The sequence below is a fragment of the Nocardia sp. NPDC047038 genome, from assembly GCF_040644075.1.
In the GTDB taxonomy this organism is placed as follows: Bacteria; Actinomycetota; Actinomycetes; order Mycobacteriales; family Mycobacteriaceae; genus Nocardia; species Nocardia sichangensis.
Window position 1 is genome coordinate 1,158,557 of record NZ_JBEYVQ010000001.1, and the last position, 14,713, is coordinate 1,173,269.

A 14,713-nucleotide genomic window follows, 5' to 3' on the forward strand; every position below is an offset into this window, starting at 1 on the left:
CCGCCGTCTGACCGGCCACGGCTGACTCCGAGCTACCGATGCGCGAACCGATCGATCTCGCCGATTCGGCGGAACGGACCCGTGCGGCGCTCGCCGCCGCCGTGGCGCGATTCTCCGAGGCTTGGGCGTCGGGATTCCCGCCCGATCTGTCCTCCTATCTGCCCCGCGAACCGGCCGATCGGCACACGATGCTGATCGAATTGATCAAGGTAGACCTCGAGTTCCGCTGGCTTCGCTACCACTTCCCCAAACGGCTGATCGACTACCGCGCGGAATTCCCCGAGCTGCGCAGCGCTCCGTTCCCGGCCGATCTGGTTTACGAGGAATTCCACGCGATGCGCCGTAGCGGCCGCCGCGACGCCGCCGATTCGGACGGCACGGCCACCGCGACGGCGGCGGATCCGGCCCTCGACCGGATCACCAGCGACTACCGCAGCACGATGATCGCTCGTCCCAGCGCCCAGGTCGCGCTCGACGCCATCGACGTCGGCGATCGAGTGGACGATTTCGACCTCCTGATGCGCATCGGGGTCGGCGCCTTCGCCCAGGTGTACCTGGCGCGGCAGCAGTCGATGCAGCGACTGGTCGCGGTCAAGATCTCGCACAACCACGGCAACGAGCCGCAGACGCTCGCCCAGCTCGACCACGAATACATCGTGCGCATCTTCGACCAGCGACTCATCGCCGACGGCGAGCTGAAACTGCTCTACATGCAGTATCTGCCCGGCGGAACGCTGCTCGACGTGCTGCGCTTGTCGCGTACGACGCCGCCCGAACGTCGCAGTGGGCAACTGCTGCTGGACGCCATCGACAAGGTGCTCGCCGACAAAGGCGAGGTGCGGCCGACCGAGTCCGCTGTCCGGACCAGGATCGCCGGACTGACTTGGCCGGAGACCGTGGTGTGGCTGGGGCGCCGGCTCGCGGACGCGCTGGAGCACGCGTCCGAACGCGGGGTGCTGCATCGCGACATCAAACCCGCGAACGTGCTGCTGAGCGCCGAGGGAATCCCGAAGCTGGCCGACTTCAATGTCAGCTTCAGCAAACGCGTCCGGGGCACCAGCCCGTTGGCGTACTTCGGCGGATCGCTGGCATACATGTCGCCGGAGCAACTCGAGGCCTGCCACCCCGACCTGCCCGCGACCGCCGTGGAACTGGATACGCGAAGCGACATCTTCGCGCTCGGCGTCATGCTGTGGGAGTTGCTCACCGGGCGCCGCCCCTTCGCGGACGAGACGTCGGCGGGCGATTCGCAGACGTCGCTGGCCCGCATGATCGCACTGCGGCGCCGGCCCATCGGTCCGGCGTTCCTGTCGCAGCTGCCCCCGGACTGCCCCATGGCGCTGCGGCGCGTGCTGTTGAAGTGTCTGTCGCCCGACCGTGCGGACCGCTACTCGTCCGGCTCGGAATTGGCGCAACAACTCGACCTGTGCCTGGAGCAGCGGGCCCGCGATCTCGTCTATCCACCCCCGGACAGCTGGCGCGCACGGCTCGCGAGCAGGCCCACTCCGGTTCTGTGGTTGTCCTCGCTGGTCGGTGTCGGCCTGGCGACGATCTACATGGCCGTGCACGTCCAGGACCTGATCAGAGAGCGCCTGCCCGATACGACCAACTCGCAGCTCAACATGGGTGTATACGTCTTCGTCCTCATCGCCTGCCCGCTGTCCATCGTGATCTACGCGTATATGTCGCGTGATCTGCTCGCGGTTCCGCGCGGCTTGCGCGAGGGCAGACGCTACGACGAGGCACTGCTCGCGCGAGTGCGGTCGCGAACATTGTTCTGGGGGGACATGTGTGCGCTGAACACCTTTCAGACCGGGATTACGGCAACGGTGACGGGGGTGTTCCTCTGCCTCTGGCTCACCGATCTTCCGGCGCGACTGGTGATCCACGCGGCGATGACCGTTTTCATGGCGGCTGTCATCTCCGTCGCCTACACGTTCTTCCTGTCGACGTTCTACATCGTCCGCTGTGTCTATCCGATCTATTTGCGTTACAGCCGCACGACGGCGCACGACTTCGGCGTCATCCGCACGCTGCGCCGCAGAACCACGATCTATCTTGCGGTCACGGCGTCCGTGCCACTGGTCGGGGTGCTGGCCGGATTCAGCCTGCTCGAACCCGAGGAACTTCCGTTGGTGCGCGATTCGGTCCTCGGGTTGTGCGCGGTCGGCGGGCTCGCGTTCGTCGCCGTGTACTGGCTGTTCCGCACGCTGGACGCGGACCTGCGCGCGCTCCAGCGGGTGGTCCAGGCGTCAGCGGCGGACGTGGACTGATCCGCGCGCACGCCCACGACCGCTGTCCTACCGCTCACGGCAGATCACCACCGGGCTCGCGGCGTGATGCAGCAAGTTCTGGCTCGTCGATCCGAGGACGAGTCCGGTGAGGCGGTTGTGCCCACGACTGCCGGTCACCAGCAGTTGGGCTTTCCCGGCGTGTGCGAGCAGCGCCTGCGCGGGCGTGTTCTTCTCGACCACTTTGGTGACCGTGACGTCCGGGTATTTCTCGCACCATCCGGCCAAGCATTCGGACAGTAGCGCCTCCTCCTGCTGAGCCAGCACATCCCGCGCGTCGGGCACCGGGGTCCACTGCAGCAGGTCCGGGTCGTTCCACGCGTGCAAGGCGGTCACTTCGACGCCGAGCGTGGACGCCAGCTCGAACGCCTCGCCGAGCGCCGCGGAACTACCTGGGCTCCCGTCGACGCCGACGAGCACGGGCCGCTCGTCCGGCTGTGGCCGGTCGAGCCTGCCTCGCCACACGGTCACCGGACAGGCCGCCTTGTTCGCGACCGTGAGCGCGGTCGATCCCAGCAACAGCGTGGAGAGCCGGTCCTGGTGTTTCGCCGCGACGACGACCATGCGCGCTTCCGCGCTGTGCTTGATCAACTCGCGCGCGGGCGAGCCGTCCTCGACGGTCCGGTGGATCTCGATGTCCGGCTGATCGGCGCGCACGGCGTCGAATGCCTCCTCGACCTTCTGCTTCGCCGCCGCTCGGAGTTCGGGTAGCAGATTGACCTCGGCCAGAGCGGAGGAGGTCATGGGGTGATCGAGGGCGGGAACCACGCCCAGCAGCACCAGCGTGGCGCGCTGCCGATTCGCGACGGCTCCGGCCCAGCGCGCTGCACCCACAGCGGTCGGGCTGCCGTCGATTCCGACGACGATCGACTGACGGTCGGCTGGTGTGCTCATTTCGTCTCCGTTTGCGGCTGCGACAGGATCGTCTTCCACATTCGCAGCGGGGACCCGGTCCGCACCGGGGGCGGTGGCCCCTGATGGTCGGGACTTAAGACCCTCACCGGGCGAAATTCCCGGTCGAGGCCGGAGCGGGCTACCGGGCGAACCGGGCGATCGCCCGCAGGACGGCGGCGCTCATGGCCGCGCTGCCCGTGTGCCCGGAATCGTCGATGACCTGTAGTTCCGCGTCGGGCCACGCCTGGGCCAGCTGCCAGGCGGTGTACAGCGGGGCGCTCAGGTCGAGTCGGCCGTGGATCAGCACGCCGGGAATGCCCGTGAGCCGGTGCACGTCACGCAGCAACTGCCCGTCCTCCAGCCAGGCCGCGTTGGCGAAGTAATGCGTGCAGATTCGCACGAAGGCCATTCGCGCCGCGTCCGGCTTCGCGCTGTATTGCCCTGGGCTGCCGAGGTTCTCGTGCGCGATCACCGCGTCCTCCCACGCGCACCACCGCCGCGCCGCCGATTCGCGGGTCGGCGCGTCGGGGCTCTCGATCAGTCGGTGATAAGCGTCGACGAGGTCGCCGTGGCGGTCGGCGAGGGGAACGCCGGTGCGGAAGGTCTCCCACTGTGCGGGCAGGAGTTTCGCGACATCGCGGTAGAGCCAGTCGATCTCCTCTTGCCGGGTCATGGTCACCCCCACCAGCACGATCTCGCTGACCCGCTCGGGGTAGCGCTGGGCGTAGGCGAGGATCAGCGTCGATCCCCAGGAACCGCCGAAGAGCAACCACCGGTCGATTCCGAGGTGTTCGCGCAGACGTTCCATGTCCGCGATCAAGTGATGCGTGGTGTTGTGCGTGAGGTCGACCGACGGGTCGGAGGCATGCGGCAGACTCTCGCCGCAGCCACGTTGATCGAACAGGACGATCCGGTAGGCGGCCGGGTCGAAACTCTTCCGCGAGCCGCGCCGCCCGCCGCCGCCCGGTCCGCCGTGCACGACCAACGCCGGTTTACCGTGCGGGTTACCGCTGGTCTCCCAGTAGACGCGCTGTCCGTCCCCGACGTCCAGAAGCCCGCGGGCATACGGCTCTATATCGGGAAAAGGCTGCGGCGCATCGGATTGCTGCTCGGGCGTGGACACGGTCGACCACACTACCGCCGAGCGACCAGGTGATCTGGTGTTCGGCAAGCGGGCGCTGCCGGGCCAGGGTAGGTCGGAATCGTGATCGGACCCGGCCGGATGATGCACGCCCCGCCGCTGGTGTTCGGCAGGTCGGCCCGGCTCCGGACCTGGCGGCGGTGACGCACGTCACCCCGCGGTTTCGTTACGAAGAGCGGGTCGGCGACATCTTGTGTTCGTCCGGTGCGGCAGCACGGGACATCGGCAGTGAGGGGGGCCTCCTCGCTGCGCTCGCCACTGCAGAAAGAACGGAAGGACATCATGAGCAAGGTCTGGTTCGTCACCGGCTCCTCTCGCGGTTTGGGCCGAAACTTCGTCGCGGCCGCGTTGTCTCGCGGCGACAAGGTGGCCGCGACCGCTCGCAGTACCGAACATCTCGCGGAATTGGTCACCGCCTACGGCGACGCGGTGCTCCCGCTCGAGCTGGATGTGACCGACAGGGCAGGAGTCTTCGAGAGCGTGAAGCATGCCCACGCGCATTTCGGCCGCTTGGACGTCATCGTGAACAACGCGGGTTACGGGCTGCTCGGCGCGGTCGAGGAACTGACCGAGCAGCAACTGCGAGATCAGTTGGAAACCAACTTCTTCGGCACGGTATGGGTCGTCCAGGCCGCGCTGCCATATCTGCGGGAGCAAGGGAGAGGGCACATCATCCAGATCTCGTCGGTGGGTGGTCTCGCCGCCTGGCCGCTCGGTGGTGCGTACCACGCTTCCAAATGGGCGCTGGAAGGCCTGAGTGAATCCCTCGCCCAGGAGGTCGCCGGCTTCGGTGTCAAGGTGACCTTGGTCGAACCCGGCTCCTACGCGACCGACGGCGCCGCCGGAGCGGTCCACGCCCAGGCCGACCCGCGCTACGAGGGACTCCGTGCGGCGTTCGCCGCCTACGCGCAGAGCCTCGATTCCGGCGACCCGTCCGCGGCGGGCCGGGCGTTGCTCGAGATCGCGGACTCCGCCAACCCGCCTTTGCGCGTGTTCTTCGGCTCCGGGGGAAATCAAATCCTTCCGCAGGTCTACGCCGACCGGCTCGAGACCTGGGCCGAGTGGAAGGAGCTTTCGGCGGTGGCTCAAGGCCACACGCCCGCAGCCTGACTCGGTGCGACGCGACCGGCCTGCAGAACCCCACCTGGACACGTGTTCCGGGTGGGGGAGGTGCACCCGCGGCGTCACAAAACGGCGGGCACCCGCGTCCAGTGGGTGGAACAGCGGGGTCCACTCGACCCCATTCCGGTACGGCTCGCGAAGCGGCGTGAGCATCGAAGCGAAGGAGTGCAAATGTCGGTCGTCAGGTCTCCGCGTCAGCGGTTTCGATGGTGGCATGTGCTCGTCATAGTGCCGGCTCTGCTGGTGGTGAACATGGCGGCGCCGGCCGGGGCCGAACCGAGCGGAGCCCGAACGCCCGATTCGACGTTTCTCGCAGAGGGGCAGTACGTCGAGACTGCGACGGCACGTTTCCACTACCGGAAAGCGGGCGAAGGACCGCCGCTCATTCTCCTGCCTGGCGGCTCGCTGTGGTCCTATACCTATCGCGACATCATTCCGGCTCTCGCCACCGCGCACACCGTGTATGCCGTCGACCTGCCCGGCAGCGGGTACACCGTGCCGCACGATGCCGACTTCGGATACGACGTGGGGGCCATGTCGGACGCGTTGCGGCAGTTCATGTCCGCGGTCGGGGTTACCCGCGCGTCCATCGTCGCGCACTCACTGAACGGTTCGGTCGCAGTGGATTCGGCCGCACGGCATCCCGAACAGGTCGAACGTCTGGTCCTCATCGCGCCGCTCGTGTTGGACACCGACCTCAACATGAACATGCGGCTGATGCGCCAACCCGGTGCGGGCGAGCTCGCCGCCTCCGTCATGACCGAGGAGATCTACGTGGCGGGCCTGCGCGGGGCCTACGCGCACCCGGAGATTCTCACCGATGAGCTGGCGGACACGTATTGGACTCCGCTCAGCCGCACGGAGAACCGGACCGCGATGTGGAAGCAGCCACGCAATCTCGATCTGGCCGCAGTACAGCGAGAATCGAGCGCGATCGAAGCCGACACGCTGATCCTGTGGGGCGAGAACGACCATGTCGTCGACCCGTCACAGGCTCGGCCGCTCGCTCAGCTGATCCCCCACTCGACACTGCGGATCATTCCGGGCGCCGGACACAATGTCCATGAGGACGATCCCGCCGCGGTCGCGCTCGAACTGACCGGATTCCTCGCACCGCACTAGCTCACACCCCTGCCGGGCCGGTGGCGGCCCGGCGCGGCTCGTCCACAGCGGTCAACGGTCCTCGGTGAGAACAGGTTTGAGATCGAGGATCGGTGTGCCGTGCACAGCTTCGAGGTTGCGGACGTGGATGCGGGTTCCGGTGACGGCCAGGACATGGACGCTGTGCAGACCGATCGGATTGGGTCGATGCGGGGCGCGGGTGACGAAGACGCCGGTGGTCGCGCGAGTCGCGTCACCACGCGGGTGGATGGTGAGTGTTTCGCGGTCGGCACGATCGAGCCAGGTCAATACCAAGATGTCCATGCCGGCGGCGAGTCCGTCGAGGGCGGGGGCATATCGGTCATCGATGACCAGCCAGGCCGGCGGGGCTCCTTCATCGGGTTGGCGGGGAGCGGTGGCGGGGTCGGTCAGCACGGATTCGACGTGCCCGATCGGGCGCAGCGTGTAATCGGTCATGATGTCCTTGCCGTTCTCGCAGGTGGTTCGAGCCCGTTGCCCTCGGGCGTCGAATCACCCAAGAGCGACGGGCTCGGCTTTCAGAGTATTGCCGCTATCAGGACTGCCGGATCACCGCGAGGTCGAACTCCAGCGTCACCTTCGGAGCGACCATGCCCGCGGCCGCCTTCCAGTGCACCCCCCAGTCCTTGCGGTTGATCGTGGTTGCGCCGGTGAAGCCGACTCGGAGGGCGCCGTTCGGGTCGTTCCGCACGCCGGCCAGTTCGAAGTCGACGGTCACCGGCTTGGTGACACCGCGGATGGTCAGGTCGCCGGTGACCTGGACTGTGGTCTCGTCGACCCGCGCAACCCCGGTCAGGGCGAAGGTGATGGTCGGGTGGTCATCGGCGCCGAGGAACTTTCTGCCCAGCAGGTCGTCGCGCCGCCGGTTGCGGGTGTCGATTCTCGCGGCCTGGATCCGTAGGCGGCCGCTGGACTTCGAGGGGTCGCCGAAGTGCAGCTGCGCGCTGCCGTCGAATTCCCCGAAATTTCCGCGCACCCGGGTGGCCATGGTGTGCCGAGCGATGAAGCCGATTCGTGTGCGGGCGGTATCGATGACGAAGTCGCCGGTCAGGTCGGCGAGTTCGATGGCGGTTGACATGGTCGGTCACTCCTGGCGAGGTCGGATGGGTCGGGCGAGCCGGCCGCTCGAAGCGTGGTGCGGTAACGCGGGTCTCACGCCCGGCCGGGATCGCGGGTGATGGTGCGCGCGATGGCGAGGGCGGCGAGTTTGTCGGGGTTACGGATGCCGTAGCCGTTGACGATCACGTCGTCGACGATGTCCAGCACGAGAACGGCCTCCAGATGGTCGCCGGTGTAGATGGCGACCGCGGGTTCGCTGTTGCAGTTCACCGGCTCGATCCGCATGCCGGGCCTGCGGTGCACTGCTTGCAGCAGGTTCAGCAGAATCGTGGCAACTTGCTCGGCGCCGGTCATCACCAACTGGCGTACCGCGGTGATCTTGCCGCCGCTGTCGGTGGTCCAAGTGACATTCGGCGCGAGCATCGACAGCAGGCCCGCCAGGTCACCGGTGGTCGCCGCCGTCATGAATTTCTCGGTGAGTTCGGCGATGCGGGCGCTGTCGTAAGGCCCGAACCGGTTGCGTCGCGACCGGACGTATTCGCGGGCACGGTAGGCCATTTGACGCACCGCCGCCGCGGATTTGCCGACCGATGCGGCGATATCGTCGTAACCGAAGGCGAATACTTCGCGCAGCACGAACACCGCGCGTTCATCCGGGGTGAGCGATTCCAGCAGCACGAGCATCCCCATCGAAACCGACTCGGCGAGAACCAGATCACCCGCGGCATCGTGCTCGGTGAGCAGCAGCGGCTCGGGCAACCATGGTCCGATGTATTCCTCGCGGCGGCGAGCGCTGAGCCGCAGCGCGCTGAGCGCCTGCCGAGTCACCACCTGCGCGAGATACGATTTGGTGTCCCGCACCGTCGCAAGGTCCACCTGGGCCCACCGCAGGTAGCTGTCCTGCAGCACGTCGTCGGATTCGGTCGCCGAGCCGAGGATTTCGTAGGCGATCGTGAACAGCAACGGCCGCAACAGGGTGAACCGCTCGGCATGCTCGTCGGTAGTGCTCACGAGTTGGCCGCCATCTCCGAATCGGACAGCGGGAGCCGCCTGCCGCCCTTGAGCCAGAACAGCGAGCCGGGCTTGCGGGCTTCCCATCGAATTCCCCACAGCGTCCACTTGGTAGCCGTCTCTTTGATCGGCGCGCCGATGCGGCCGGAGATATAGGCGTTCATGGGTGTGTCGTCCTTGTGCGCGAGCTGCACGATGCCCGCGCGGCGGCCGAGGCTGACGTTGGATCCGAGGAACGCCATGTCCAGTGCCGCGGGCGCAGTGCCTGCGATGCGGGCCAGCACCGTGTCGGCGGCGTGAGCGCCGAGCGGCCCGGCGGCTTGGCAGCTCATGCGCAGCGGCTGGTTCGACGGTGCGGCGGCGTCCCCGGCCGCGACGATACGGTTGTCGTCGACGCTGGTCAGGGTCTCGTCGGTGAGGAGCCGCCCGAGAGCGTCGGTGTGCAGGCCGCTGCGTGTGGCCAGCTCCGGCACACCGAACCCGGCGGTCCAGATGGTGACCGCGCTCGGCACCACGCAGCCGTCGGACAAGACGATCGACTCCCGCAGGACCTCGGCCACCCGCACATTCTCGAGCACCTCGACGCTGTTGCGAGCCATCCACCGGGCCACCACCCGTCGCGCCCGCTCCGAGAAACTCGGAGCCAATCGATCGCCGCATATCAGTGTGACGGCGCGCCCCTGTTCGGCCAGTTCGGCCGCTGTTTCGATGCCGGTGAGCCCGCCACCGACCACGGTGATCGGGGCCTGCGTCGGCAGCTCTTCGATGGCGGCCCGCAGGCGGTGAGCGTGCTCCAGTTCCGCTATGGGGTAGGCGAATTCGACCGCTCCCGGCACTGTGGTGGGCGGGGCCGCGGTGCTGCCGACCGCGTAGACGACATAGTCGTAGTCCAGTGCGCGGCCCGATGCCAGCTCTACGGTCCGCGAGGCGGTATCGATGCGGGTGGCGTCATCGACGACCAGGCGCACACCGTCGCCGAGCAGCGGGCCGTAGTCCGCCTCGGCCTCTCCGGTACCGGCCACGAATTGATGCAGCCGCAGTCGTTGGACGAACTTCGGACGAGAGTTGACCACGGTGATCTCGACGTCGTCGCGCTGCCGCAGTCGATTGGCTGCCACGGTGCCCGCATAGCCGCCGCCGACGACCAGGACCTTGAAGCTGGTGCTGTTGTGCTCCGTCATGCCCACGAGACGCTGCCGACCACCGAGAAATAACAGTAGGTGATGCAGTTCACTGACCGGTCAGGCCTGCCGGCGAACCTACCGCTCGCAGTCGCGGTTGTGGTGCGGCGTCCAGCGTGCGGCCCGTCCCGCCGGAGGACCTACGGAGTGGGCGCCGCCCGAGGTCACCGCCCCCGAATCACCCCGGCTCGCTCCCCGCTGGACGATCACAGTTCGCGCAGTCTTCGTCAGGCGGCCTGTGCCGCGGGGTCCGGCTTCGGGGCGACGACCCGTTCCCGGGTGCGCAGCGAAGCCCACAATGCGGCGGTGGCGGCGGTGCACGCCGCGGCCCCGCCCACGTGCACGACGACCAGCGCCGCAGGGACGTCGGTGAAGTACTGCACGATGCCGACCAGACCCTGTGCGCAGACCAGTCCCAGCAGCACGAAAAGGCGGGTGCGCACAGCGGGTGTGATACCGACCGCGAACAAACCGAAGGCCAAGCCGATCAGCAGAGCGAGGTAGCCGACGAGCAGCTGCGAATGCAGATGCACCAGGGTGACGATCTCCACTTGCAACCGCTCTACGGGACGTTCGATGCTCTTGTCGCCCGCGTGCGGGCCTGCGGCGGTCACCAGGGTGCCCGCGACCAGGACCGCCGCGAGCGCGACCCCCGCCAGCGCGGTCAGCCAGCGCAGCGGCGCGGGAGCCTGCACGGTGTCGATGCCGTCGTCGGGTTCACCGATCTTCGCGTACAGCACCACCGCGAGCCACACCATCACCATGGACGCGAGCAGGTGCGTCGACACGGTCCACCACAGCAGTCCGGTGCGCACCGTGATGCCGCCGATGACCGCCTGCACGACGGTGCCGCCGGGCATCAGCCACGCGTACACCAGCACCTCGCGGCGGCGGCGCGCCCGGGTCACGGCCAGCACGATCGCCGCCGCGCACAGCGTGACCACGAAAGTGAGCAGCCGGTTGGAGAACTCGACCGCCTGGTGGATGGCCGGGACCTCCGACACCGCGACCGGCGTGAAGCTACCGGGGAAGCACTGCGGCCAGGTCGGGCAGCCCAGGCCGGACGCGGTGACCCGCACGACGGCGCCGGTCACCGAAATGCCCGCCTGGGAGAGGATGACCGCGAGCGCGATCAGGCGCTGCACCCGCGAGGAGGGCAGCGGCAGCTTGTCGACGAGTCGCAAGAACGCGCGATACAGCACGTCGAAAATGGTAGCCGGGCCGGATCCGGCGGTTTCATCCGGTCTACTACATTTCGTCGTTGAAGCTCAGTGGAAGCGGAACAGGCGGGTGGCCGCGACGCCCGACACCGCGCCCCACACCGCGAGCACGGCGATCCCGAACCAGTCGACGCTGGTGTGCATCGCGCTCTCCAGCGCTTCGGCCAACGCCCCCGACGGCACCAGCCTGGCCAGTACGCTCACCACCGTGGGCAGGTCGTCGGAGGCGAACACGATGCTGGCGACGCCGAGCATGACGAACCACAGGATGTTCGCCAGCGCGAGCACCACCTCGGCCTTGAGAGTGCCGCCCAGCAGCAGGCCCATCGCCGCGAACGTCGCGGTGCCGAGCGCGATCACCGCCGCGCCCAGCAGCAACCCGAGCGGTTCCGGCCGCCAGCCCAGCGCGAAGCCGATGAGGCCGAGCAGCACGGCTTGCAGCACGACCACGATGAGCACCGCCGCGCACTTGCCCGCGATGACGCCCCAGCGCGGCAGCGCCGTCGCGCCGAGCCGCTTGAGCGCGCCGTAGCGGCGGTCGAAGCCGACCGCGATGGCCTGACCGGTGAACGCGGTGGACATGACGGCCACCATCATCACCGCGGGCACGATCTTGTCCACCCGGTCCGCGCCGAGGTCGCCGAACGGCAGCAGGCTGAGGCCGACCAGCAGGGTGATCGGGATGAACATGGTCAGCAGCAGTTGTTCGCCGTTGCGCAGCAACAGGATCAGTTCGAGCCTGGTCTGCGCGAGCAGCATCGCGGCGCGGGTGCTCGGACGCGGGGCGGGAGCGAAAGTGCCCGGCGCGAAACGGTTGGCGGTCCGGTCGTGCTCGCTCATCCGCGCAGGTCCCGTCCGGTCAGTTCGAGGAAGACGTCCTCGAGGCGGCGCTGGTCGATCCGGATGTCGGTGGCCAGCACGTCCATCCGCGCGCACCACGCGGTGACGGTGGCGAGCACTTGCGGATTGATCTCGCCCTCCACCAGATAGGTGCCCGGCGTGGTCTCCCGGGGCGTGAAGCCTTCGGGCAGGGCGTTGGCCAGCAGTTCCAAGTTCAGTTTGGGCGGGGCGCAGAAGCGCAGCTGCCCGGCCGCGCCGTGGGCGGTGACCTCGGCCGGGGTGCCGGAGGCGACGATGCGGCCGTGGTCGATGATCACCAGTTGGTCGGCGAGCTGCTCGGCCTCGTCCATCATGTGCGTGGTCAGCACGACGGTCACCCCGTCGCGGCGCAGGGCATCGATCAGCTCCCAGACGATCAACCGGGCCTGAGCGTCCAGCCCCGCGGTTGGCTCGTCGAGGAACACGATTTCCGGCTTGCCCACCAGTGCGCAGGCGAGAGCGAGCCGTTGCTGTTGTCCGCCGGAGAGGCGGCGGTAGGGGGTGCGGCGGTTGTCCTGGAGGCCGAGCGTGCGCAGCAACCAGTCGGGGTCGAGCGGGTCCGCGGAGTAGGCGGCCACCAAATCGAGCATCTCGCCCGCCCGCGCACCGGGATACGCGCCGCCGCCCTGCAACATGACGCCGATGCGGGGGCGCAGTCGTTCGGAATCGGCGACGGGGTCCAGGCCGAGCACGCGCACCGTGCCCGCGTCCGGCGCGGCGAATCCCTCGCACATCTCCACCGTCGTGGTCTTGCCCGCGCCGTTCGGGCCGAGCAGCGCGAGCACCCGCGCCGGTTCCACCTCGAACGTCAGGCCGTCCACCGCGGTGATCTGGTCGTACCGCTTGACGACGCCGTCCACGCTGACAGCAGGCCCGGAAGCTGTCGTCACGACGCCGCCTCGCCGGCGCTCGATTCCGGCGCACCCGGTGATGCTGTGTAGATGGCTCCCTCGCCACGCTCGGTCACGATGTCACACCGTAAGAGGTGGGCACCTGTGACGGAGCCGACACCCCCGTCTGCCCGCGCCAGGGCAGCGAATTGCGCGTGATCACGATGAACAGCACCCCGACGATCACGGTGGCGATCGCGGCGCCCACGATCTGGAACACTTCGAGATCGGCGCCGCGCGGCATCAGGATCACGCTCACGATCGCCGAGAACGCCACCGCCGGAACGCGGAACACCGGCCTGGTCGCCCACGCGGCCATCGGGACGATCGCCCACAGCAGATACCAGGGCTGCACCACCGGGAAAAGGAGCACGATCGCGCCGAGCGCCACACCGAGCGCGCCGACCGGATGCAGCCGCCCGGTGCCGGTGGCGACCAGCATGCGCACCGTGAAGAAGCCCGCAACCAGTGCCGCGATCGGGCGGGTGATGCTCAGCAGCGCGGTGGTGTGATCGCCGAGCCCGAGCAGTACGCCGCCGAATCCGGTGATGATGCCCAGCACCGTGGGCAGCGACATCCAACTGCGCACCACGCTCGCGGTGTTCAGCGTGTAGATCCAGCCGAATCCGAGCCCGCTCACCGAACTGATGAAAAGCGTTGTGCCGATGGCTATCGCGCCGAGCATGGCGGCCGCGATGGCCACCGTGCGCAGTGAGGCTCCCCACCTGCGAGCCAGCGCCATGCCGACGAAACCGAGCGCGATGATCGAGGTGAACTTGATCGACGACGACAGCGTGATGATGACCGCGCCGCCGATCAGCCGCGCATAGGCGCGGCCGTCGAACGGGTGGGTGTCCTCGATGGCGCGCAGGCAGAACTCCAGGCCCGCCAGCATCAGGCCGAGCATCAGCGCGTCGTTGTGCACGCCGCCGACCAGATGGAACAGCACGAGCGGGTTGGCCGCGCCGAGCCACAGCGCGCTGACCGGCGCGACGCCGCAGCGCACCGAGAGCCGGGGCAGTGCCCAGACGATCAGCGCGACGCCGCCGAGCGCGAGAATCCGGTGCACCCACACGCCCGCGATGATGTTGTCGCCGGTGAGTTCGGCGATGCCGCGGCCGATCCAAAGGAACAGCGGGCCATAGGGCGCGGGGGTGTCACGCCAGATGGTCGGGACGTTGTTGGTGAGGACGTTGTCGATCCCGAGCCCCGCGACCGGGCCTTCCTCGTAGGGGTCGATGCCGCGCGCGGCGATCTCGCTCTGCGCCAGATAGGAGTAGACGTCGTTGCTGAACAGCGGGGGAGCGACGCTGAGCGGGATCAGCCACAGCAGCAGCGTGCGATCGAGTTGCGATCGGGTCAGCCGGTGCAGTGGTGAGCCGCCGATACCGCCCACCGCGAACCTGCCCAGCAGCAGCCAGGCCAGCACCACGACGACGGTGCCGGTCATGCACATGGCCAGCGAGCCGGTATGGGCGCGGGCGAAGATGCCGAGCACCCGGACGCCGGACGTGGGGTTCTGGTGCACCGGCTGCGCGCCGATGCCCAGCGCGCTGATCGCCATCAGCACCGTGCCGGTCGCGCCCATCAGCCGGATCCGGTCGAGCTGCGCCAGCTCCTTGCGATCGAGACCGGGCACCTCCGACTCGTCGCGATGCAACACCGCGATCGTGTGATCGGCCGCGGGCACGTCGAGTCCGAGTGCCCGGCGCCCGAACGCCAGTGTCCTGCGCCGCGCGCCCTCCAGTACCGCCACGCCACGAAGCCTAGTGGGTGTGACCGCGACCTCGTCCGAGGTCATCCGGGGAGCGAAGCGACCATCGGCGTTCGCGCACCACCTCGTCGTGCGGCCCAATTCCCTCGGCGCTACGCGCTGGAACCCATG

At 68.3% G+C, this 14,713-nt stretch carries 13 protein-coding genes; 3 read left to right on the forward strand and 10 right to left on the reverse strand.

Going from position 1 to position 14,713, the window contains the following annotated elements; all coding sequences use genetic code 11:
* The first annotated feature begins 38 nt into the window (after positions 1–38).
* A complete protein-coding gene (locus ABZ824_RS05620) occupies positions 39–2,273 on the forward strand; it encodes a serine/threonine-protein kinase (protein ID WP_356961815.1) in 2,235 nt (744 codons plus the stop codon).
* 27 nt (positions 2,274–2,300) lie between these two features.
* Here the strand turns inward: ABZ824_RS05620 and ABZ824_RS05625 are convergent, their stop codons facing one another.
* Positions 2,301–3,185 carry a universal stress protein gene (locus ABZ824_RS05625; RefSeq protein ID WP_356961817.1) on the reverse strand — a complete coding sequence of 295 codons (885 nt, stop codon included), beginning with the start codon at positions 3,183–3,185 and terminating at the stop codon, positions 2,301–2,303.
* Positions 3,186–3,324: 139 nt separating this feature from the next.
* Positions 3,325–4,308, reverse strand: coding sequence for a prolyl aminopeptidase (gene pip / locus ABZ824_RS05630; RefSeq protein ID WP_356961818.1), 984 nt, complete (start codon positions 4,306–4,308; stop codon positions 3,325–3,327).
* Positions 4,309–4,605: 297 nt separating this feature from the next.
* Between pip and ABZ824_RS05635 the strand changes: the two genes are divergently transcribed.
* Positions 4,606–5,436, forward strand: a complete 831-nt coding sequence (locus tag ABZ824_RS05635; RefSeq protein WP_356962464.1) for an SDR family NAD(P)-dependent oxidoreductase — start codon at positions 4,606–4,608, stop codon at positions 5,434–5,436.
* A gap of 183 nt (positions 5,437–5,619) precedes the next feature.
* Positions 5,620–6,570 (forward strand): alpha/beta hydrolase, encoded by a 951-nt coding sequence (locus tag ABZ824_RS05640; protein WP_356961820.1) that lies wholly within the window; start codon positions 5,620–5,622, stop codon positions 6,568–6,570.
* Between the two features lie 51 nt (positions 6,571–6,621).
* Here ABZ824_RS05640 and tsaA read toward each other — a convergent pair whose 3' ends face one another.
* The 8 genes from tsaA to mptB form a co-directional block, all read right to left on the reverse strand.
* Positions 6,622–7,026: a tRNA (N6-threonylcarbamoyladenosine(37)-N6)-methyltransferase TrmO gene (gene tsaA / locus ABZ824_RS05645; protein ID WP_355070812.1), complete on the reverse strand. Its 405-nt coding sequence runs from the start codon at positions 7,024–7,026 to the stop codon at positions 6,622–6,624.
* Between the two features lie 97 nt (positions 7,027–7,123).
* Positions 7,124–7,666, reverse strand: a complete 543-nt coding sequence (locus tag ABZ824_RS05650) for a YceI family protein (protein WP_356961822.1) — start codon at positions 7,664–7,666, stop codon at positions 7,124–7,126.
* 74 nt (positions 7,667–7,740) lie between these two features.
* Entirely contained in the window at positions 7,741–8,658 is a 918-nt protein-coding gene (gene sigJ, locus ABZ824_RS05655) for an RNA polymerase sigma factor SigJ (RefSeq protein ID WP_356961823.1), read from the reverse strand.
* Positions 8,655–9,839, reverse strand: coding sequence for an FAD-dependent oxidoreductase (locus ABZ824_RS05660; RefSeq protein ID WP_356961825.1), 1,185 nt, complete (start codon positions 9,837–9,839; stop codon positions 8,655–8,657). The genes sigJ and ABZ824_RS05660 overlap by 4 nt, the downstream gene beginning before the upstream one ends.
* A 227-nt stretch (positions 9,840–10,066) precedes the next feature.
* Positions 10,067–11,041, reverse strand: coding sequence for a heme A synthase (locus ABZ824_RS05665; protein WP_355070819.1), 975 nt, complete (start codon positions 11,039–11,041; stop codon positions 10,067–10,069).
* 66 nt (positions 11,042–11,107) lie between these two features.
* The gene (locus ABZ824_RS05670) at positions 11,108–11,899 is read right to left on the reverse strand and encodes an ABC transporter permease (RefSeq protein WP_356961827.1); all 792 of its coding nucleotides are present in this window, start codon (positions 11,897–11,899) and stop codon (positions 11,108–11,110) included.
* Positions 11,896–12,828, reverse strand: coding sequence for an ABC transporter ATP-binding protein (locus ABZ824_RS05675; protein ID WP_355070823.1), 933 nt, complete (start codon positions 12,826–12,828; stop codon positions 11,896–11,898). The genes ABZ824_RS05670 and ABZ824_RS05675 overlap by 4 nt, the downstream gene beginning before the upstream one ends.
* 73 nt (positions 12,829–12,901) lie before the next feature.
* Entirely contained in the window at positions 12,902–14,629 is a 1,728-nt protein-coding gene (gene mptB / locus ABZ824_RS05680; RefSeq protein ID WP_356961829.1) for a polyprenol phosphomannose-dependent alpha 1,6 mannosyltransferase MptB, read from the reverse strand.
* Positions 14,630–14,713 lie beyond the last annotated feature (84 nt).

Bases quoted from the DNA above. Each gene is read 5' to 3' on its own strand.
- ABZ824_RS05620 (WP_356961815.1), top strand. From the start codon at position 39: ATGCGCGAACCGATCGATCTCGCCGATTCGGCGGAACGGACCCGTGCG.
- ABZ824_RS05625 (WP_356961817.1), bottom strand. From the start codon at position 3,185: ATGAGCACACCAGCCGACCGTCAGTCGATCGTCGTCGGAATCGACGGC.
- ABZ824_RS05640 (WP_356961820.1), top strand. From the start codon at position 5,620: ATGTCGGTCGTCAGGTCTCCGCGTCAGCGGTTTCGATGGTGGCATGTG.
- tsaA (WP_355070812.1), bottom strand. From the start codon at position 7,026: ATGACCGATTACACGCTGCGCCCGATCGGGCACGTCGAATCCGTGCTG.
- ABZ824_RS05650 (WP_356961822.1), bottom strand. From the start codon at position 7,666: ATGTCAACCGCCATCGAACTCGCCGACCTGACCGGCGACTTCGTCATC.
- ABZ824_RS05660 (WP_356961825.1), bottom strand. From the start codon at position 9,839: ATGACGGAGCACAACAGCACCAGCTTCAAGGTCCTGGTCGTCGGCGGC.
- ABZ824_RS05670 (WP_356961827.1), bottom strand. From the start codon at position 11,899: ATGAGCGAGCACGACCGGACCGCCAACCGTTTCGCGCCGGGCACTTTC.
- mptB (WP_356961829.1), bottom strand. From the start codon at position 14,629: ATGACCTCGGACGAGGTCGCGGTCACACCCACTAGGCTTCGTGGCGTG.